Source organism: Methylobacterium sp. Leaf91 (assembly GCF_001422815.1).
Classification (GTDB): Bacteria; Pseudomonadota; Alphaproteobacteria; order Rhizobiales; family Beijerinckiaceae; genus Methylobacterium.
In genome coordinates this window covers 65,710-82,448 of record NZ_LMMP01000001.1, presented here as the reverse complement: position 1 = coordinate 82,448, position 16,739 = coordinate 65,710, and the positions used below count along the sequence as shown (strand labels likewise).

13 protein-coding genes and 1 tRNA gene are annotated in these 16,739 nt (G+C 67.3%); 7 read left to right on the top strand and 7 right to left on the bottom strand.

Features of this window, described 5'->3' with window-relative positions:
- Nucleotides 1-143: 143 nt before the first annotated feature.
- From ASF32_RS00375 to ASF32_RS00365, 3 genes are all read left to right on the top strand, one after another.
- Nucleotides 144-662: a MucR family transcriptional regulator gene (locus ASF32_RS00375; RefSeq protein WP_056422016.1), complete on the top strand. Its 519-nt coding sequence runs from the start codon at nucleotides 144-146 to the stop codon at nucleotides 660-662.
- A gap of 216 nt (nucleotides 663-878) precedes the next feature.
- Complete coding sequence (locus ASF32_RS00370; protein WP_244478205.1) at nucleotides 879-1,538, top strand: YoaK family protein; 660 nt, start codon at nucleotides 879-881, stop codon at nucleotides 1,536-1,538.
- Nucleotides 1,539-2,032: 494 nt separating this feature from the next.
- Nucleotides 2,033-3,289 (top strand): histidine kinase dimerization/phosphoacceptor domain -containing protein, encoded by a 1,257-nt coding sequence (locus ASF32_RS00365; RefSeq protein WP_056422012.1) that lies wholly within the window; start codon nucleotides 2,033-2,035, stop codon nucleotides 3,287-3,289.
- Between the two features lie 335 nt (nucleotides 3,290-3,624).
- Here the strand turns inward: ASF32_RS00365 and ASF32_RS00360 are convergent, their stop codons facing one another.
- The 3 genes from ASF32_RS00360 to ASF32_RS00350 form a co-directional block, all read right to left on the bottom strand.
- On the bottom strand, nucleotides 3,625-5,208 hold the full coding sequence (locus ASF32_RS00360) for a UdgX family uracil-DNA binding protein (protein ID WP_244483582.1): 1,584 nt from the start codon (nucleotides 5,206-5,208) through the stop codon (nucleotides 3,625-3,627).
- Nucleotides 5,208-6,422 carry a putative DNA modification/repair radical SAM protein gene (locus tag ASF32_RS00355; RefSeq protein ID WP_056422010.1) on the bottom strand — a complete coding sequence of 405 codons (1,215 nt, stop codon included), beginning with the start codon at nucleotides 6,420-6,422 and terminating at the stop codon, nucleotides 5,208-5,210. Before ASF32_RS00355 ends, ASF32_RS00360 begins: the two co-directional genes overlap by 1 nt.
- 357 nt (nucleotides 6,423-6,779) lie before the next feature.
- On the bottom strand, nucleotides 6,780-7,403 hold the full coding sequence (locus ASF32_RS00350; protein WP_082470615.1) for a RecX family transcriptional regulator: 624 nt from the start codon (nucleotides 7,401-7,403) through the stop codon (nucleotides 6,780-6,782).
- An 89-nt stretch (nucleotides 7,404-7,492) separates the two neighbouring features.
- On the opposite strand from ASF32_RS00350, the gene ASF32_RS00345 reads away from it, so the two are divergent.
- Complete coding sequence (locus tag ASF32_RS00345) at nucleotides 7,493-8,923, top strand: TAXI family TRAP transporter solute-binding subunit (protein WP_056422006.1); 1,431 nt, start codon at nucleotides 7,493-7,495, stop codon at nucleotides 8,921-8,923.
- 281 nt (nucleotides 8,924-9,204) lie between these two features.
- Nucleotides 9,205-11,451 (top strand): calcium-binding protein, encoded by a 2,247-nt coding sequence (locus ASF32_RS00340; protein ID WP_056422004.1) that lies wholly within the window; start codon nucleotides 9,205-9,207, stop codon nucleotides 11,449-11,451.
- 408 nt (nucleotides 11,452-11,859) lie between these two features.
- On the opposite strand, the gene ASF32_RS00335 is transcribed toward ASF32_RS00340, so the two are convergent.
- The 4 genes from ASF32_RS00335 to ASF32_RS00320 are packed head-to-tail and all read right to left on the bottom strand — an operon-like array spanning nucleotide 11,860 to nucleotide 14,845.
- Nucleotides 11,860-12,078 (bottom strand): SlyX family protein, encoded by a 219-nt coding sequence (locus ASF32_RS00335; RefSeq protein WP_018045441.1) that lies wholly within the window; start codon nucleotides 12,076-12,078, stop codon nucleotides 11,860-11,862.
- A 13-nt stretch (nucleotides 12,079-12,091) separates the two neighbouring features.
- Nucleotides 12,092-12,841: a rhodanese-like domain-containing protein gene (locus ASF32_RS00330; RefSeq protein ID WP_056422002.1), complete on the bottom strand. Its 750-nt coding sequence runs from the start codon at nucleotides 12,839-12,841 to the stop codon at nucleotides 12,092-12,094.
- A gap of 28 nt (nucleotides 12,842-12,869) precedes the next feature.
- Nucleotides 12,870-13,868, bottom strand: coding sequence for an AprI/Inh family metalloprotease inhibitor (locus tag ASF32_RS00325; RefSeq protein WP_056422000.1), 999 nt, complete (start codon nucleotides 13,866-13,868; stop codon nucleotides 12,870-12,872).
- Nucleotides 13,865-14,845, bottom strand: a complete 981-nt coding sequence (locus ASF32_RS00320; RefSeq protein ID WP_056421995.1) for a 2-hydroxyacid dehydrogenase — start codon at nucleotides 14,843-14,845, stop codon at nucleotides 13,865-13,867. Before ASF32_RS00320 ends, ASF32_RS00325 begins: the two co-directional genes overlap by 4 nt.
- A gap of 271 nt (nucleotides 14,846-15,116) precedes the next feature.
- Between ASF32_RS00320 and leuC the strand changes: the two genes are divergently transcribed.
- Together leuC and ASF32_RS00310 are read left to right on the top strand one after the other, a co-directional pair.
- Nucleotides 15,117-16,532, top strand: coding sequence for a 3-isopropylmalate dehydratase large subunit (gene leuC / locus ASF32_RS00315; protein ID WP_056421992.1), 1,416 nt, complete (start codon nucleotides 15,117-15,119; stop codon nucleotides 16,530-16,532).
- Nucleotides 16,533-16,636: 104 nt separating this feature from the next.
- Nucleotides 16,637-16,721: transfer RNA gene (locus tag ASF32_RS00310), tRNA-Leu, on the top strand.
- Nucleotides 16,722-16,739 lie beyond the last annotated feature (18 nt).

The following is a 16,739-nucleotide window of genomic DNA, read 5'->3' as shown; positions in this document are numbered from 1 at the left end:
TTTGTGTGCGATGACTGAAAAACAGCGCTCTGTCCGGTTTTATACCAACGGTTCCTGCCCAAGGAATTATAGCTCTTGAAAGATTGTCATTCTCGCCGAAGTCAATCTATAGCCGTTGATGGATTGGCAGGAGTACCTACCACATGAGCGATGATGCCCAAGAATTTCAGGCCGATTATATCGAACTCACGGCCGACCTCGTATCCGCCTACGTCTCCAACAACTCGATACCTGCAAGCGCGCTGCCTGATCTGCTAAACAACGTTCACGCCGCGATCAGTGGTCTGGCTTCCAGAGGATCGGAGGCAACCGAGACCGACAAGATCGAGAAGGCGACACCGGCGCAGATCAAGAAATCGATTTCCCCGGACGCTCTGATCAGCTTCGAAGACGGCAAGCCCTACAAGACGCTGCGCCGCCATCTGACCCTCCGTGGTCTCAGCCCCGAAGCCTACCGGGCGAAATACGGCCTGCCGCCGGATTACCCGATGACCTCCGCGAGCTACTCGGCGCAACGCTCGGAACTCGCCCGGTCGCTCGGCCTCGGGCAGCCGCGCCGGGCCCCTGCGCCCGAACCGGAGGAGACGGTCGTCCAGGACGACGCTCCGGTATCCGAGAAGCCGAAGCGGGCGGGCCGTCCGCGCAAGGCCGCCACCGCCTGAGGGACACGTTCGGCCTGAGCCGAGGCCCGGTCGAAGCCAATCCGCACGCGACAGGCCCGAGCCGGTTGCGCGATCGGCTTCGAGTGACGCCGATCCGAAGGTGAGCGCGCTCACCTTCGGCAGGCCTTGCGCACGGGGAAGATCAAAGGCCCAGGAAAATCAAAGGCCCAGGAAGATCAGAGGCGCGGAATGCCTGTTCGGGATCATGGAGACACCTTGATCGGTGCCGGCCTGGCCTTCACCGCGGGGTTCGTGGACGCCGCCACCTTCATCGCCCTCACCGGCCTCTTCACGGCGCATGTGACCGGCAATTTCGTGCTCATCGGTGCGGAGCTTGTTTCCACATCGAGCGGCGTCATCGCCAAGCTGCTGGCGCTGCCGGTCTTCATCCTGGCCGTCGCCCTGACACGACTGGTCACCCTGGTCCTGGAGCGGAGAGGGGTGGCGCCGCTTCGGCCTTTGCTGGCCCTCGAGGCTGCCGTTCTCATCGCCTTCGCGGTTGCGGGCATCGCCCTGTCGCCCCTCGGATCGCCGGACGGCATCGCGGCGATCACCGTGGGCATGCTGGGCGTCGCCGCCATGGGCATTCAGAACGGGATCGGCCGTCTCGTCATCGGTCATCTGGCGGCGACGACCGTGATGACCGTGAATGTCACGCAGGCCGTGATCGACCTGACCGATCGCTTTTGCGGCGCGCGCGCCACGGCTCAGACCAATACCCGCCTGAAGCGGACGCTCTCGGCCGTGCTGGCTTTCGCCGTTGGGGCGTTGGCCGGGGCTTTCGGCGTGGCGGCCCTGTCCTTCTGGTCGATCTTCGTGCCGGCCCTCATCCTGACCGGGTTGATGATGATCCCCGCGCGAGGCCCGAACGCGTGAAAAGGCGCGGCGGCTGTATGGTCAGGGGCGAGGTCGACGGTCGTCTTATCCTGAAGCAGCCCCGCCGCCCCGATCTGCTCACGGGGTCGGCGGGGTGCATCGTGTCGTGTCCACACGACGGGAGCCGATACGCAACTTGGCTCGACATCAGGATGCACCGCTTCGGTTAGCAGAAGGCAAACTCCCCGTCGGGCGACTGGCCCGGATCGGGAATGCGGGGTCGTCCCGTCTCGAACCCCCTAGGGTCCGGCCTTCGCGACTTTTCGCAATCCCGAATCCTCGCGGAAACAATCCAGGCGACGGCGCAAGCATGCCTGCCCGTGGAAACCGTCTGTCCGCCACCATGCATCCCCGCGGCGTCTGAAGAGTTTGATGGAGGCACGACCGCGTGAATCGAGGGCGCTCGACGAGTCACATCTCGTGAGATCACACTGGGATCGCAGGGAAAGCCTTGGCTGTTTGAGGCCGCGGCCCCGCTGGGAAGAAAGCCGGACATGACGGCAGATCGATCGATGCCTCCGGGGGTTCCCATGGAGCAGGGAGGCGGAGCCGCGGAGCAGCTGGCCTACCGGCTTCGCCAGCAGGAACTTACCGCCGAGTTCGGGATGTTCGCGCTCAGGACGCGATTCATCGACACGCTCCTGCAGGAGGCGACGCGTGTCTGCGCGCAGGGGCTCCAGAGCCGGTATTGCAAGATCATGGAATACTTGCCCGCCGAGCATCAGTTCGTGGTGCAGGCGGGGATCGGCTGGAAACCCGGAATCGTCGGTATCGCAAGGACGGGGGCCGATGCGGCGAGCCCATCCGGTTACGCCTTTCAGACCGGGCAACCGGTCATCTCGAACCATCTCGGGGGCGAAAGCCGCTTCCGCACGCCCAAAGTGCTCGAAGACCATGGGATCCAGCGGGCGATCAACGTCATCATCCGTGGCGAGGGCGAGCCGTTCGGTGTCCTCGAAGTCGACAGTCCGACGGAGGGGCGCTTCACCGAGGCCGATATCGCGTTCCTCCAGGGGTTCGCCAACCTGCTGGGCGGTGCGATCGACCGGCACCGCACGGAAGAGGAGCTGCAACAGACGGAAGCCCGTCTACGGCAGGCCTTGGCGCATCAGGAGGTTCTCACGCGGGAAATCAGCCATCGGGTGAAGAACAGCATTTCGATCGTGGCGAGCCTGCTGAACATGCAGGGCGACATGGCGACCGATCCTGTCTTGCGCGCCGCTCTGGGCGACGCGCGGAGACGGGTCCTGACCATCGCGACGGTGCACGACCGGCTATGGCGCACGGACGAGGTCCAGGTCCTCGATCTGGCCGAGTTCCTGGCGGAGCTTTGCGAACATCTGGGCGCATCGGTGGGGCCGAACCACAGACTGACCTGCGAGGTCGCACCGGTCATGGTGGCGACGAACCATGCCGTGCCGTTGGGGCTCATCGTCAACGAGCTCGTCACGAACGCCTTCAAATATGCCTATCCCGACGGAGCCGGCGAAGTGCGGGTCTCGGTGACGCGGGAGGAGCCGGGACGGCTCCGTCTCGAAGTCTGCGACAGCGGCGTCGGCCTGCCAGCGGGCTTCGACCCGTCGCGGTCGAAGAGCCTCGGCATGACGGTGATCACCGGGCTCGGTCGCCAACTCGGCGGTCAACCGGAATGGCAGGATCTGCAGCCCGGCACACGGGTCGTGCTCGCATTTCCGTACCGGGAGGCCAATTTACGAGAGGGGGCCGAGGATCCGGACACCCTCTCGTCCTGAAGCCTCACAGTTCTCATAGTTCAGGGATGAGGAGGCAAGATCTTTTGGTCAGTAAGATCTTTTGGTCGGCAAGGTCTCTTGATCGGTATGTCCCGATCCCGCAACGCGTCATGCTGCCGATCGTCGGGTGACGGTCCGACACGCCATGCTCTGGCTGGGTCGCTGCGTGACGTCCACTCGGGTGGACGATCCCTGTTCCGGGGTCGCTCCGGTCATCAGACTTTTCTATCCTACCCGAGGCATCTCAGGCGGACCCGTGACACCCGAATGCGCAGGTCGTACCCGCAGCTAGGGCAAGGTCATCGATCGTAGCGCCGGATCCCGTGGCCAAGCCGCTATTCCCCCAGCGTGCGCGCCAGATCCCCGACCCGTTTCAGGTCGGCCACGAAGGCTGCGTAAGCGTCTTCCTTGGCGTCGTCGGGGAGGCGCAGGAGGTAGGAGGGGTGCACCGTGATGAAGCCCTCATAGGGCTTGCCGAAAGAAGCGGGGCCGCGGGCGCGGGTGATCGGGATCGCCTTGCCCGTCAGGGCCAGGACGGCGGTGGCGCCCAGGGCCACGACGAGTTTGGGGGCCACGAAGTCCAGCTCCCGGTCGAGCCACCAGCGGTAATGGCTGACCTCGCCGGCGGTGGGCTTCTGGTGGATGCGGCGCTTGCCGCGCTCCTCGAACTTGAAATGCTTGACCGCATTGGTGAGGTAGGCCGCGTTCCGCTGGATGCCCGCATCCGCCATGGCGCGGGACAGGAGCTGCCCGGCCGGTCCCACGAAGGGGCGGCCCTGCCGATCCTCCTGGTCGCCCGGCTGCTCGCCGACGAAGGCGATGGCGGCATGAGCAGGGCCTTCGCCGAGGACGGCCTGGGTCGCGCCCGGCACCAGGGGCTCCGAGCGCCGGATGATGGCGTTGAGCTCCTCCAGGGAGGTGGGATCCTGGTCGGACATGGCGGCGACGGCCTTGGCGGGGTTACGCTTGGTCGGCATCTGCGGCTCCCGTTCGATCATGGCTTCCGTGCGGGCTGAGGCGGCGCGGACGAGGCCGAGAATCGCCGCTGTTTCCGGCATGTTGCGCCAATACTTCTTCGGCATCTCCGCCCGCATGGCGGCAAGGTTGGTGCGGGCGGGGTTGAACGTGCTCTCATAGTAATCGCGCCAGCCGGCCTCGAACCCATCGGCCTCGGGCGCATCCTCGCGTCGTCCCGGCGGGCCGAAGGTCAGGGTCTCCCCGTCCCAATGGGCGGAGCCGTCCGGCGTGAGGATCGTCCAGTGCAACGACCGGAAACGCGAGACGAAGAACGTGGTTGCCGCCTCCAGGATGTGATGATCCGGCTCGAACCAGGCGACGAAGCGCTCGACACCGTCGGCCTCAGTCCGCCGGAACCGCAGGAAGGCGTGCATCTTGTGCAGGTCGCGGGCGATGGCCTTGCGCATCCGGTCGAGCCGATGGACCAGCGGGTCGCTTCCCACCTCCATCAGGCCGCGTTCACCGTGAGTGATGCGCCAGATCAGGGTGTAGAGCAGGGCGTAGCGCTCGGGGTCGCGGTGCGGGACGACCATGCGGATCAGGTCGGCCACCGCGCGCGGCAGGCTTAGTGGCGCATCGGAGCCGGATTCTGGCTGGGAGACCTGTCCGAACAGGCCGGGGGCCTGCCCGATGGACCAGACTACTCTATCGGGCGGGACCGATGCGGCGGCGAGCCGGCGCGCTGCGGTGCGGAACCCGTCGAGATCGGCACCCTCGTGGAGGATGACCGTTTGGAGTGATCCGCCCGACCCTCCCCCCTCCGCAGGGGAGGGTGGCCCTCGCGTGAGCGAGGGTCGGGAGAGGGGAGCGCCATCTCCGGAGAGGTCGCCCCCTCTCCCGCCTGCTCCGCAGGTACCCTCCCCCGCAGAGGGGGGAGGGTGGTGCTCACCATCGCGGTCCATCAGAACAGGCTCAGCTGCCGCGCCGGCTCGACGAGCTTGGCGCGCAGGTCCAGCCGGTCGGTACCGCCGGGGCCAGGGTGATAATCGGCGGCGATCAGGAACGGGCGGGCCCGTTTCAGGCCGGAGGTGAGTCGGGCGACGTCGTCCAGGCGCAGCCGTGTGTGGCGGCGCGCCTTCACGATCTTGTCGACGGCACGCGCACCGAGGCCCGGCACCCGTAGCAGCATCTCGCGGTCGGCGGCGTTCACGTCCACGGGGAAACGACCCCGGTGCTTCAGGGCCCAGGCCAGTTTCGGATCGATGTCGAGGGAAAACATCCCGTCTTCGGCGGCATCCGCCACGTCGTCGGCGGAGAAATCGTAATACCGGATCAGCCAATCGGCCTGATAGAGCCGGTGCTCGCGTTGGAGCGGCGGGGATTTCAGCGGCAGGATGGCGGAGCCGTCGGGGATCGGGCTGAAGGCCGAGTAGTAGACGCGCTTCAGGTTGAACGAACCGTAGAGAAGGGCGCTCTTGCGGATCAGTGCCTCGTCGGTGGTGGTGTCCGCGCCGACGATGACCTGCGTCGACTGGCCGGCGGGCGAGAACCGGCGCTTCTCGGCCTTCGCCTCGGTGATCCGCGCGCCGATCTGCTTCATCGCGTTCTGGATGACCGGGCCGTTCTTCTCCGGCGCCAGCCGGTGCAGGCTGGCATCGGTGGGGAGTTCGAGGTTGATCGAGAGCCGGTCGGCATAGAGCCCCGCCTCCTCCACCAGCCACGGGCTCGCCTCGGGGATCGATTTCAGGTGGATGTAACCGCGAAAGCCGTGGTCACGCCGAAGGCTCTTGGCCACCCGCGTCAGCAGTTCCATCGTATGGTCGGGCGACTTGATGATGCCCGAGGAGAGGAACAGACCCTCGATATAGTTGCGCTTGTAGAACTCCACCGTGAGGGTCACGACTTCCTCGACGGTGAATTTGGCGCGAGCGACGTTGGAGGAGCGCCGGTTCACGCAATATGCGCAATCGAACAGGCAGTAATTGGTCAGCAGGATCTTCAGGAGCGAGATGCAGCGCCCGTCCGGCGTGTAGGCGTGGCAGATGCCGGCCCCGGTGGTCGAGCCGAGTTCGCCCTTGCCCGCCACCCGTTTGGGTGCCCCCGACGAGGAGCAGGAGGCGTCGTATTTCGCGGCATCGGCCAGGATGCGCAGCTTCTTGGCGAGGGTCTCGTCCATGACAGGGACATGCGCGTCGTTCGTGTTTCGTTCAAGTTTTTGTCGGGCCGGGTCGGAAATGCCGCAGGGTGCGCAGGCCCCCCTTTCCCCGCGCGTGGAGCCGCTGCGTTCAGCAGGCATCGCGCGTCCCTCTCCCCCTTGTGGGGAGAGGTTAGGAGTGGGGGTGGTGCCGCTGGCCTCCGCCGGCTCAGGGTCACCCCACCACCCCCACCTCCAACTGCTCCCCACAAGCTCGACGGATCTCGGGCAGGCCCGAGATCCGCTGGGGAGGAGGGCCGCGTAGCGCGCGAGAGGTGTGAATGCCCTAGGCACGCGGGGAGAGGCGGAAGCACGGCTCGGCTCACGGAGATACCTCCATCACCGGTCGAGCCCGTCCTCCGCATTCACCTCCTCGTCGACGATCGTCTTCGCCAATCCGTACGAGAACCCGGCCCGCGCCATCGAGGCGAGATCCTTGTCGCGGTGGGCGGCACGGAGGTCGGGGCGGCGGAACGGGCCGAGGCGGCGGCGCTTGGCATAGGCGCGGGCCGCCACCTCCTCCGCATTGGTGCCTTCCTCCTCGCCCCGGTCGCGCTCGGTCTCCAGGGTTTCGGCGATCAGCGTCCGGTCGACTCCCTTGGCGGCGAGCTTGGCCGCGAGGCCGCGGGCGGAGGTCCCGCGCCGGCGCAGGGTCGCGGCCCGCGCGGCGGTGAACCGGGCATCGTCCACGAGGCCGGAGGAACGGGCGCGCTCCACGATGGCGGCAATGGTTTCGGCGAAGGCGGCCGGGTCTTCGTCCCGGAGCCGGCACCTCTTGGCGACCCGGCGCTCCAAGGTCTGGCGCAGCATCGCCACGGAGGCGCTGTAGCGCTCCAGATACTGCAGGGCGACGCGCTCCAGATACGCCGCCGTGACCGGCGGCGTAGCTTTTGCCTCGCGGGGCGTAGCTTTTGCCTCACGAGAGGCCCCAGGCCGTCCCGCTGCAACGTTTCGAGCGTTCATCGGTTCATCACGCTTCGGACAGGTTTCAGGATCATGTCGCGCATCGTCTCGACCGTGAACCGGTTTCCTGTCTTACCCCGAGAGGACGCATGCATGTCATGCCGGCATTCCTCCTGAAGCGCGAGTGGCTCCTGGTCGCGCTCGGCCTCGGCTTCGCCGTCCTGGCGGCCGCCGTGGTCTACCTGTCGCGCCCGACCGTTCTCACGGTGGCGGTCGGTCCTCGCGACGGGGCCGAGGCGCAATTGCTCGAAACCTACGCCCAGGCCTTGAGCCGGGCACGGGAGGACGTGCGCCTGAATGTGCGGACCTATGACGACGTGCGCGACAGCGCCGCGGCGCTCCAGGCGGGTCGCGCCGACCTCGCCGTGGTCCGGCCCGACGTGTTCCTGCCCGATAACGGCCTGACCTTGGCCCTCCTGCACGAGGAGACGCTGCTCATCGCCACGCCGGAAGCGAGCGAGATCGAGAGCTTCCCCGACCTTGCGAAGAAGCGCCTCGGCATCGTCGAGCGCCACGCCGCCGACCGGCCCTTCGTCACCAATCTTCTCGCCTTCTACGATTTCACGGCCGTGCCGGCGCCCGAACCCGGCCAGACGCTCGCCGCCAGCCATATCGCCCTCGTGCCGCTCAAGCCCGGCGAGGTCACGGCCGCCCTGCAGGCCGGCACCGTGGACGCCGTCGCCGTCATCGCGGCCCCGACCTCGAAGGCCGCGATTTCCACGGTGCGGGCAGTGGAGATGGCCTCCCACGAGAAGAAGATCACCATCGTCTCTGTCCCCGATGGCGACGCGATCGTGCAGCGCATGCCGGAACTGCAATCGGCGACGATCCCAGCGGGTACGTTCGGCGGCCGGCCCAAGCGCCCGGATGAGGACGTGAAGACGGTGGGCGCCTCCTACCGGCTGATGGCGCGGGGCGCGGTGAGCCGCTACTCGGTGGCGTCCGTGACCCAGCACCTGTTCGAATGGCGCTCGAAACTCGCGCCGAACGCACCCATCGCCAACCTGATGAAGGCCCCGGATTTCGAGACGTCGGTGGCCGCCACCAGCGCCCGCCTGCCCAACCATCCGGGCGCGGTCGATTATTTCGAGCGCGAGCAGCAGACCCTGTTCGAACGCTACGAGGATTACGTCTACCTCCTCGCCTTCTTCGGCGGCACGATCGGCTCCGGCATCGCCTGGCTCGGCCAGCGCCTCGCCCGCCAGCGCCGCGAGCGCGTGGACGTGGTCCTCGACCGGCTGCTCGACATCCTCAGGGACATCCGCTCGGCCACCACGAGAGAGCAGCTCGACGGCCTCGTTCGCGAGACCGACGATCTCGTCACCGACGTCGTCCAGCATGCCCGCGAGCGCAATGTCGACACCCGCGCGATGAACGCCCTGATCCTGGCCATCGATGCCGTGCACGGCGCCATCGCGGATGCCCGCCGTTCCCTCGTCACCGGCGCCGAGCCCGAGCGCCGGCCCCTGCGGACGCGGTCCGCGCGCCTCCTCAGGCTGGATCGGCCGGCGGCGGAATAGCGGCGGTGACGATGTGGTTGCTCCGCTGCCGGCGGAACACGGGGAACGAGCGCTAGCGGCTGCCGTTCGTGAGCAATCTTCGTTTTAATCCATCCAATGCGTAGAATTCATCTCATTCTCTCGTGGGAGTAAACTGCCACGCTTAACAAGAGATAAGATCAGGGGTCGCCGGATATTATTTTCGAATTCTGAAACCTTCGTGGTTAGCCATCCGTACCAGCCCGACCGCAAGCCTGCGAGCCGCATATGCATCTCAGGCAGCGCGTAAGGGAGACGACGCAATGGCTACGATCAATGGCGATAACGGCGACAACGTCCTGAACGGCACCGAAGACGAAGACACCATCAATGGCCGCGGCGGTAACGATACGATCGACTCGGTCGATCGTCCCGCAAACATTTTCGCAGGTTCGATCAATCCTGTGCGTGATGAAGTTCGCGCCGGATCCGGCGACGACACGGTGACCGGCGGCAAGCTCGATCGGCTGGTCGGCGGCGAGGGCGATGATTTCCTGTCGGTGAATTTCAATTTCAACGGACCGGTCGTCGGCTCGGGAACCCCGATCAGCTTGACGCTCGATGAGAATGGCACGGGCAGGGCATCCGACGGTACCGTGATCTATGGCTTTGAGTCGGTGAACTTCAACCTGTCCGACACCGGCGACAATGTCGTCGATACCGGCAATGTCCGGGCGCAGCTGACGGGTGGAAACGGAAACGACACGCTCACCACCGGATCGGCCGACGATGTCGTCTATGGCGGCGGCGGCGACAACGTCATCTCGACGGGCGGCGGCAACGACACGATCGGTGGCGGCTCCGGGATCGACACCGTCTTCGGCGGCGACGGCGACGATACTTTCGGCGTCAGCATCGCCACCGACGGCAGTGACCAGGTGAATCTCGGCGACGGCAACGACACCGTCCGGTTCGATCGCGCCGACGGCGGTGCCGGCAACGTGCGCCTGACCTTCACCTCGGCCGAGGTGGGCAACGGCAACACCAACGATGCCGGCAGCCTGACCAACCAGGATGGCGGGCTCGCGGTCCGCGTCCAGGCGGAGGATGCCGACGGCAATCTGACGGGGCCCATCTCCCGCTACGACGATGAGGGCATCACCTTCGTCGCCGGAACGCAGGGCATCACCTTCGACGTCCGCGACCTCGTTTCGGGCACACAGCGCGGTAACACGTTCGAGGGCGTCGTGCTCGGGACCAACGGTGACGACGCGCTGACGTTCTTCCCGCCCTTCCGCGCCGGGCAGGACTTCTATTACAACGCAGGCCAGGGCAACGACACGATCACGGCCGGCACCGGTAACGACTTCCTCGTCGGCGGTGCCGGTAACGACACCATGATCGGCGGTCTCGGCAACGACAGCTACATCGTCGATTCCCTCGGCGACACGGTGGTCGAAGGCGCCGATGAAGGAACCGACACCGTTCTGTCCTCCATCACCTACACCCTGCCCGACACGATCGAAAACCTCGTCCTCACCGGGATGGGCGCCGTCGACGGCACCGGTAACGCGCTGGACAACAGCATCACCGGCAATATCGCCGACAACCGGCTGGATGGGGGAGCCGGGAACGATCGTCTCACCGGTGGCGCTGGCAACGATCTTCTCATCGGTGGCGCAGGCGGCGACGTCATGGACGGTGGCGTTGGTGATGACATGTTCCTCGTGGACGACACGGGCGATCAGGTCATCGAGCTGGCGGGCGGTGGTAACGACACGGTTCGCTCTTCTCTGAGCTATACCTTGTCCGCTGATGTCGAAAACCTCGTCCTAAAAGAGAATGGCGAGTTGAGCGGCAGCGGCAACGATCTGAACAATCGTCTCACCGGCAACGACGCAGACAACCGTTTGAGCGGCGGCGTCGGGGACGATACCCTCGTGGGTCGTGATGGCGACGATACGCTGCTGGGTGGTACCGGAGCCGATACGATGCTGGGCGGCATCGGGAACGACACGTACGTGATCGACAGCGAGGGCGATCGCGTCATCGAGGAGTCGTTCGAAGGCTTCGACACGATCCGCTCGTCTGTCAGCCAGACGATGGCCGCCAATACCGAAAAGCTCGTGCTCACCGGGACCGACGATCTGACTGCCAACGGAAACGAGATCCGGAATCAGATCTTCGGCAACTCCGGCGACAACGTGATCGACGGCGACGATGGCCGTGATCTCCTCTACGGCCGTGACGGCGCCGATACCTTCGTGTTCAATGCCATCACCGACAGTGACGTCGCGGTTTCCGGACGCGACATCATCAAGGACTTCGATTTCGCCGAGGGCGATCGCATCGACCTCAGCGGGATCGATGCGGACTTCGGACAGGCCGGAGATCAGGGCTTCCAGTTCGTCGGAACGGATGCCTTCTCGGGTCAGGCAGGCGAACTGCGCACGAAGTTCGGTGGCGGCAACACCCTCATCCAGGGCGATACGAACGGAGATGGAGCGGCGGACTTCGCCGTTCTGCTGCAGGGCCAGCAGACCCTGGACAACGGATCGTTCGTGGTCTGATCCGCTCTCGATCCAGGCTACTGGATTCACCCATCCGCTTTTTCGGGCGGACCGCGTCCCTCTCCCCCTTGTGGGGAGAGGTTAGGAGTGGGGGTGGCTCCGCCAGCCTCGGCGGCAGAAGGGGCACCCAACTACACCCACCTCCAGCTCCTCTCACAAGCTCGACGGATTTAGGGCAGGCCCGAGATCCGCCGGGGAGGAGGGCACAGCTGTGCAGCCCGCGAAATGTGTGAATGCCGTAGCTCGATCCAAGGAAGGGGCTGCTGTCGAGGCAGCCCCTTCTCATGTCCGAAGGCTGCTTTGTCGGCACTGGTGCCGGCGGCTTGCCACCCGATCCGGGCGCTCGGGGCGGGTGCCCGACGATGGAGTCCCGCCACGAGGACCGTGCGGCCAATACCGGGCTGGTTCTCAATAATGCGGCGGGGGCGGTTCCGGGGCGCCGGTGCCGGTGCGGGCGCCGGCCTCCTCGACCTGCTCCACGAGCTTGGCCAGATGCCGCGTCAGGGCATCGATCTGGCGCCATTGCGCGGTGATCGTCGCGTTGAGGTCGTCGATGACCACGTCCTGCTCGGTCAGCCGCATCTCCAGGGCGTCGATGCGGGCGGAGAGCGTATCGTCGTCGGTCATGGCTGGCCCCGCCTCATCGCAATGTTTCGGGATCGTGGTCGGGCCGCTCGACGAGGCCGGGTCCGAGCGCGATGCGGTGGTCGAAGACGAAGCAGTCGCCGCGCCAGCGGCTCTCGGCCTCCGGGATCGTCTCGAGATAGCGCAGGATGCCGCCCTCGAGATGGTGGACGGACCCGAACCCCTTGGCGCGCATGTAGGCCCCGGCCTTCTCGCAGCGGATGCCGCCGGTGCAGAACATCGCCACCGCCGGATGCTCGGCGGGGTCGAGGCCGTCGACATAGGCCCGGAAATCCGAGAACCGCGACAGATGCGGGTCGGTGGCGCCCTCGAACGTGCCGAGATTGACCTCGAAGGCGTTGCGGGTGTCGAGGAGGAGGAGGCCCGGCGTATCGAGCAGCGCGTTCCACGCCTCGGGCGGCACGGGAATCCCGGCCTCGCCCGCATCGGTGGCGCCGTCGTCGAAGGTCACGATCTCCCGCTTCACCCGCACCTTGAGATGAGCGAAAGGCGCGGCCTCCGCGCGCGAGAGCTTCACGTCGAGATCCCTCAGGCGCTCGCCGAAGAGCGGGCCGTCGCGCAGCTCAGACAGGAGCGTGGCCATGCCGGCCGCGCTTCCCGCGATGGTGCCGTTGATCCCCTCGCGCGCCAGGAGGAGCGTGCCGAGGATGCCGAGTTCCACGCAGCGCCTCTCCAACGCGTCACGCAGGTTTGCGGCGTCGGGCAGGGGAACGAAGCGGTAGAGGGCGGCGACGGTGTAGGGCATCGGCGGCAGGGTCTATCAGGCGTGGTCGTCAGGGGGAACCGCTCGGCGCGGCGCTCTCGATCCGGCGCAGGATGAAGGTGGTGCCGACTTCCGGCTCGCGCCGCCAATGGTTCTCCCCCGCCGGCACCAGCCCCACCACATGGCCGCGCCGTGCCACCAGGGTGAGCCGGCCGGGAGCCGCCAGCCACGCGGCCGGATCGAAGGTCGTCAGCCCGCTGTCGCGGCAGCCCTCGAGCAGGCGGACCGTGGCGGTCCCGCCACCCTCCGCGGGTTTCAGTTCGAGGCGGCAGACGTCCTGCTCGCGGTAGCGGTCGAGGGCGTAGATGCCGGCCGTCGGCCGCGGGCCGGCAGGCGTCGCTGCGCTCGTCTGCGCCCCGGTATTCTGGCCGCCTGCCGCAGTTGGATCGTCCCGCTCGAGCTTGTACCCGGAGCCGCCATCCGGCGCTGGCGCGGGAGGGGGCGCCATCGCCACGATCTGGAGCGGAACGAGGCTGTAGACCTCGCCCCCCTCGGTCTTGGCCATGAGGCTGCGCCGGTCGTCCCGCGCCTTGAAGATCAGGACCGGCCGGACGTTCTTGTCCACGAGGCGGACGACGCCGTCCACGAACAGCCAGGCGGCGACCTCGTTCAGGATCGGCAGGGCACGGCGGCACCCGGCGGGAAACGACAGGCGCCGCCCGCTCTCGAAGCTCTGCGACGCGAGGGTCATGACGCAGCGCCGCGTGCTGCCGTCCCGCGACAGGTCCCAGGTGCCGGGAACCCCTTCGATGGTGGGCGGCAGGGTCTCCACGAAGCCGGTTGGTGGGCTCACCGCAGCGGGCGTCTCCGAGGGGCCGGAGGCGGCGGGGGGCTCCGCCGGTGTCGGGGCGGGCGTCGCGGCAGGAGGCGTGGTCGGTGTCGAGGGGGGCTGGGGAGCACCCTGAGCCATCCCCTGGCCCCCATTCTGGGTCATAGTCTGGGCCTGCGCCGGACCGGCCAGGGCCGCTGCCGTCAATAGACCGGCGAGGGAGCGTGCGAGACGGATCATCGGGCCGCTCCGGTGCTGGGCGCGTTCGTCGGCGTTTCCGGCACCGGCGTCAGCGGGCCCTTCCCGGAGAACCAGGAGAGCAGGTTATCGACCACGAGTTGGCCCATGACTTCGCGGGTCTGGACGGAGCCGGAGCCCACATGCGGCAGCAGGACGACGCGTTCCAGGCCGAGGAAGGCCTCCGGCACCTTGGGCTCGGCGGCGAAGACATCGAGCCCCGCGCCGTGGATCGCGCCCGATCGCAGGGCCTCGATCAGCGCCGGCTCGTCGACGAGGCTGCCGCGGGCGACGTTGACGACGATCCCGTCGGGGCCGAGGGCTCCCAGGATCTCGGCATTGACGATCCCGTTCGTCTCCGGGCCGCCGGGCGCCACGATCATCAGGACATCCACGGCCCGCGCCATCTCTAGCAGGGTCGGGTGGAAGGCATAGGCCACGTCGTCCTGCCGGCGGCGGCCGTGATAGGAGAGGGCCACGCCGAACCCTTCGAGGCGGCGCGCGATGGCCCGCCCGATCCGGCCGAGGCCGAGGATGCCCACATGCCGGCCGCGCAGGGTCGCGGTGAGCGGGTAGGTCCGTGTCGGCCAGTGCCCGGCGCGCAGGTGGCGGTCCGCCTGCGGGATCTCGCGCACGGTCGCCAGGAGCAGCCCGAGGGCGAGGTCGGCCACCTCGTCGGAGAGCACGTCCGGCGTGTTCGTGACGACGACGCCCCGCTCCGCCGCGGCGCCGACATCGATCGTATCGTAGCCGACGCCGAAACTCGCCACGATCTCGAGTTGGGGCAGTTTCTCGATGAGGGCGCGGTCGACGGGGGCCTGCGCTCCGGTCGCCATGGCGCGGATGCGCGGTCCGATCTCGCGATAGAACGCGTCGGGATCGGGCGCGGTGTCGGCGCGGTGGAGGGTGAAGGCGCCCGCCAGCGCCTCCATCACGCTGGGCTGCATCGGCTTCAGGAGCAACAGGTCGGCAGGCTGCATGTCGCGCTCGTCATCCGTCCCCGGAACCGGCCATGGAAGGAGAGGCCATGAAACGATACGGCTGTAATCCGCCGTCCCGGCAGGGTCCAGCCATCGCGGCGGGTCCGCATCGGCCAAGGTCGCCATGCGGCGCGCGGGCGGCAGTCATGACCGCGATGCGCCGTGTGCGCCGGCCTACTTCCAAGCGGGCCTTTCGAACATTACTAAAGAGGGCGAGAGTCACATATCCGCCCGCGATCCGATCAACGACGAAAACCGAAACAGCCACGCCATGACTGCCCCGCGCACCCTCTACGACAAGATCTGGGACGACCACGTGGTCGATGTCGAGCCGGACGGCACCAGCCTCCTCTACATCGACCGCCACCTCGTCCACGAGGTGACGAGCCCACAGGCCTTCGAGGGGCTGCGCGTGGCCGGACGGCGCGTGCGCCACCCGGAGAAGACCCTGGCCGTGGTGGACCACAACGTCCAGACCTCGGACCGCCGCTTCGGCATCGAGGATCCGGAGAGCCGCCTCCAGCTGGAGACGCTGGCCGAGAACGTGCGCGACTTCGGCATCGAATTCTACGATGCCCTCGACCGCCGCCAGGGCATCGTCCACGTCATCGGCCCCGAACAGGGCTTCACCCTGCCGGGCCAGACCATCGTCTGCGGCGACAGCCACACCTCGACCCACGGCGCGTTCGGCGCGCTGGCGCATGGCATCGGCACCTCGGAGGTGGAGCACGTGCTCGCCACCCAGACGCTGCTGCAGCGCAAGGCCAAGAACATGCGCGTGACCGTGGACGGCACCCTGCCGCCGGGCGTCACCGCCAAGGACATCATTCTCGCCATCATCGGCGAGATCGGCACCGCCGGCGGCACCGGCTACGTCATCGAATATGCCGGCGAGGCAATCCGTGCCCTCTCGATGGAGGGGCGCATGACGATCTGCAACATGTCGATCGAGGGCGGCGCCCGCGCCGGCCTGGTGGCGCCGGACGCCATCACCTACGCCTACGTCAAGGATCGCCCCAAGGCCCCCAAGGGCGAGGCGTTCGAGCGGGCCCGCGCCTATTGGGACAGCCTCGCCACCGACGAGGGCGCCTTCTTCGACCGCGAGGTCCGCCTCGACGCGGCGAGCCTGCCGCCCCTGGTGAGCTGGGGCACCAGCCCCGAGGACGTGGTCTCGATCTCCGGTCTCGTGCCCGACCCGGCCGCCATCGCCGACGAGAACAAGCGCCAGTCGAAGGCGAAGGCCCTCGACTATATGGGCCTCACGCCGGGCACCAAGATCACCGACATCACCCTCGACCGGGTCTTCATCGGCTCCTGCACTAACGGCCGCATCGAGGACCTGCGCGCCGTGGCCAAGATGGTGGAGGGCCGCAAGGTCCATCCGTCGGTCTCGGCCATGGTGGTGCCGGGCTCCGGCGTGGTGAAGGCCCAGGCGGAAGCGGAGGGCATCGACCTCATCCTCAAGGAGGCCGGGTTCGACTGGCGCGAGCCGGGCTGCTCCATGTGCCTCGGCATGAATGCCGACCGCCTCAGCCCCAACGAGCGCTGCGCCTCCACCTCCAACCGCAACTTCGAGGGCCGTCAGGGCCATCGCGGGCGCACCCACCTCGTCTCCCCCGCCATGGCCGCCGCCGCCGCCGTGGCGGGCCGCTTCGTCGACATCCGCGAGTGGCGCGGCGAGGCCTGAGCGCTCAGCTTAGGCGGAATCCGCGAAACGGGCCGGAATCGCGATTGACGCGGCCGGCCCGTCCGCCTAAACGAACCTCCGCGTCGGCAAACATCTGCCGACCGGCCCAGGTGGCGGAATTGGTAGACGCGCTGGTTTCAGGTACCAGTCTTGCAAGAGGTGAAGGTTCGAGTCCTTTCCTGGGCACCATTTTTCTGAGAAGCGTCT

Coding starts and splice junctions, on each gene's coding strand:
- ASF32_RS00375 (WP_056422016.1), top strand. CDS start 144: ATGAGCGATGATGCCCAAGAATTTCAGGCCGATTATATCGAACTCACG.
- ASF32_RS00360 (WP_244483582.1), bottom strand. CDS start 5,208: ATGGACCGCGATGGTGAGCACCACCCTCCCCCCTCTGCGGGGGAGGGT.
- ASF32_RS00325 (WP_056422000.1), bottom strand. CDS start 13,868: ATGATCCGTCTCGCACGCTCCCTCGCCGGTCTATTGACGGCAGCGGCC.
- ASF32_RS00365 (WP_056422012.1), top strand. CDS start 2,033: ATGACGGCAGATCGATCGATGCCTCCGGGGGTTCCCATGGAGCAGGGA.
- ASF32_RS00350 (WP_082470615.1), bottom strand. CDS start 7,403: ATGAACGCTCGAAACGTTGCAGCGGGACGGCCTGGGGCCTCTCGTGAG.
- leuC (WP_056421992.1), top strand. CDS start 15,117: ATGACTGCCCCGCGCACCCTCTACGACAAGATCTGGGACGACCACGTG.
- ASF32_RS00355 (WP_056422010.1), bottom strand. CDS start 6,422: ATGGACGAGACCCTCGCCAAGAAGCTGCGCATCCTGGCCGATGCCGCG.
- ASF32_RS00335 (WP_018045441.1), bottom strand. CDS start 12,078: ATGACCGACGACGATACGCTCTCCGCCCGCATCGACGCCCTGGAGATG.
- ASF32_RS00330 (WP_056422002.1), bottom strand. CDS start 12,841: ATGCCCTACACCGTCGCCGCCCTCTACCGCTTCGTTCCCCTGCCCGAC.
- ASF32_RS00320 (WP_056421995.1), bottom strand. CDS start 14,845: ATGCAGCCTGCCGACCTGTTGCTCCTGAAGCCGATGCAGCCCAGCGTG.
- ASF32_RS00345 (WP_056422006.1), top strand. CDS start 7,493: ATGCATGTCATGCCGGCATTCCTCCTGAAGCGCGAGTGGCTCCTGGTC.
- ASF32_RS00340 (WP_056422004.1), top strand. CDS start 9,205: ATGGCTACGATCAATGGCGATAACGGCGACAACGTCCTGAACGGCACC.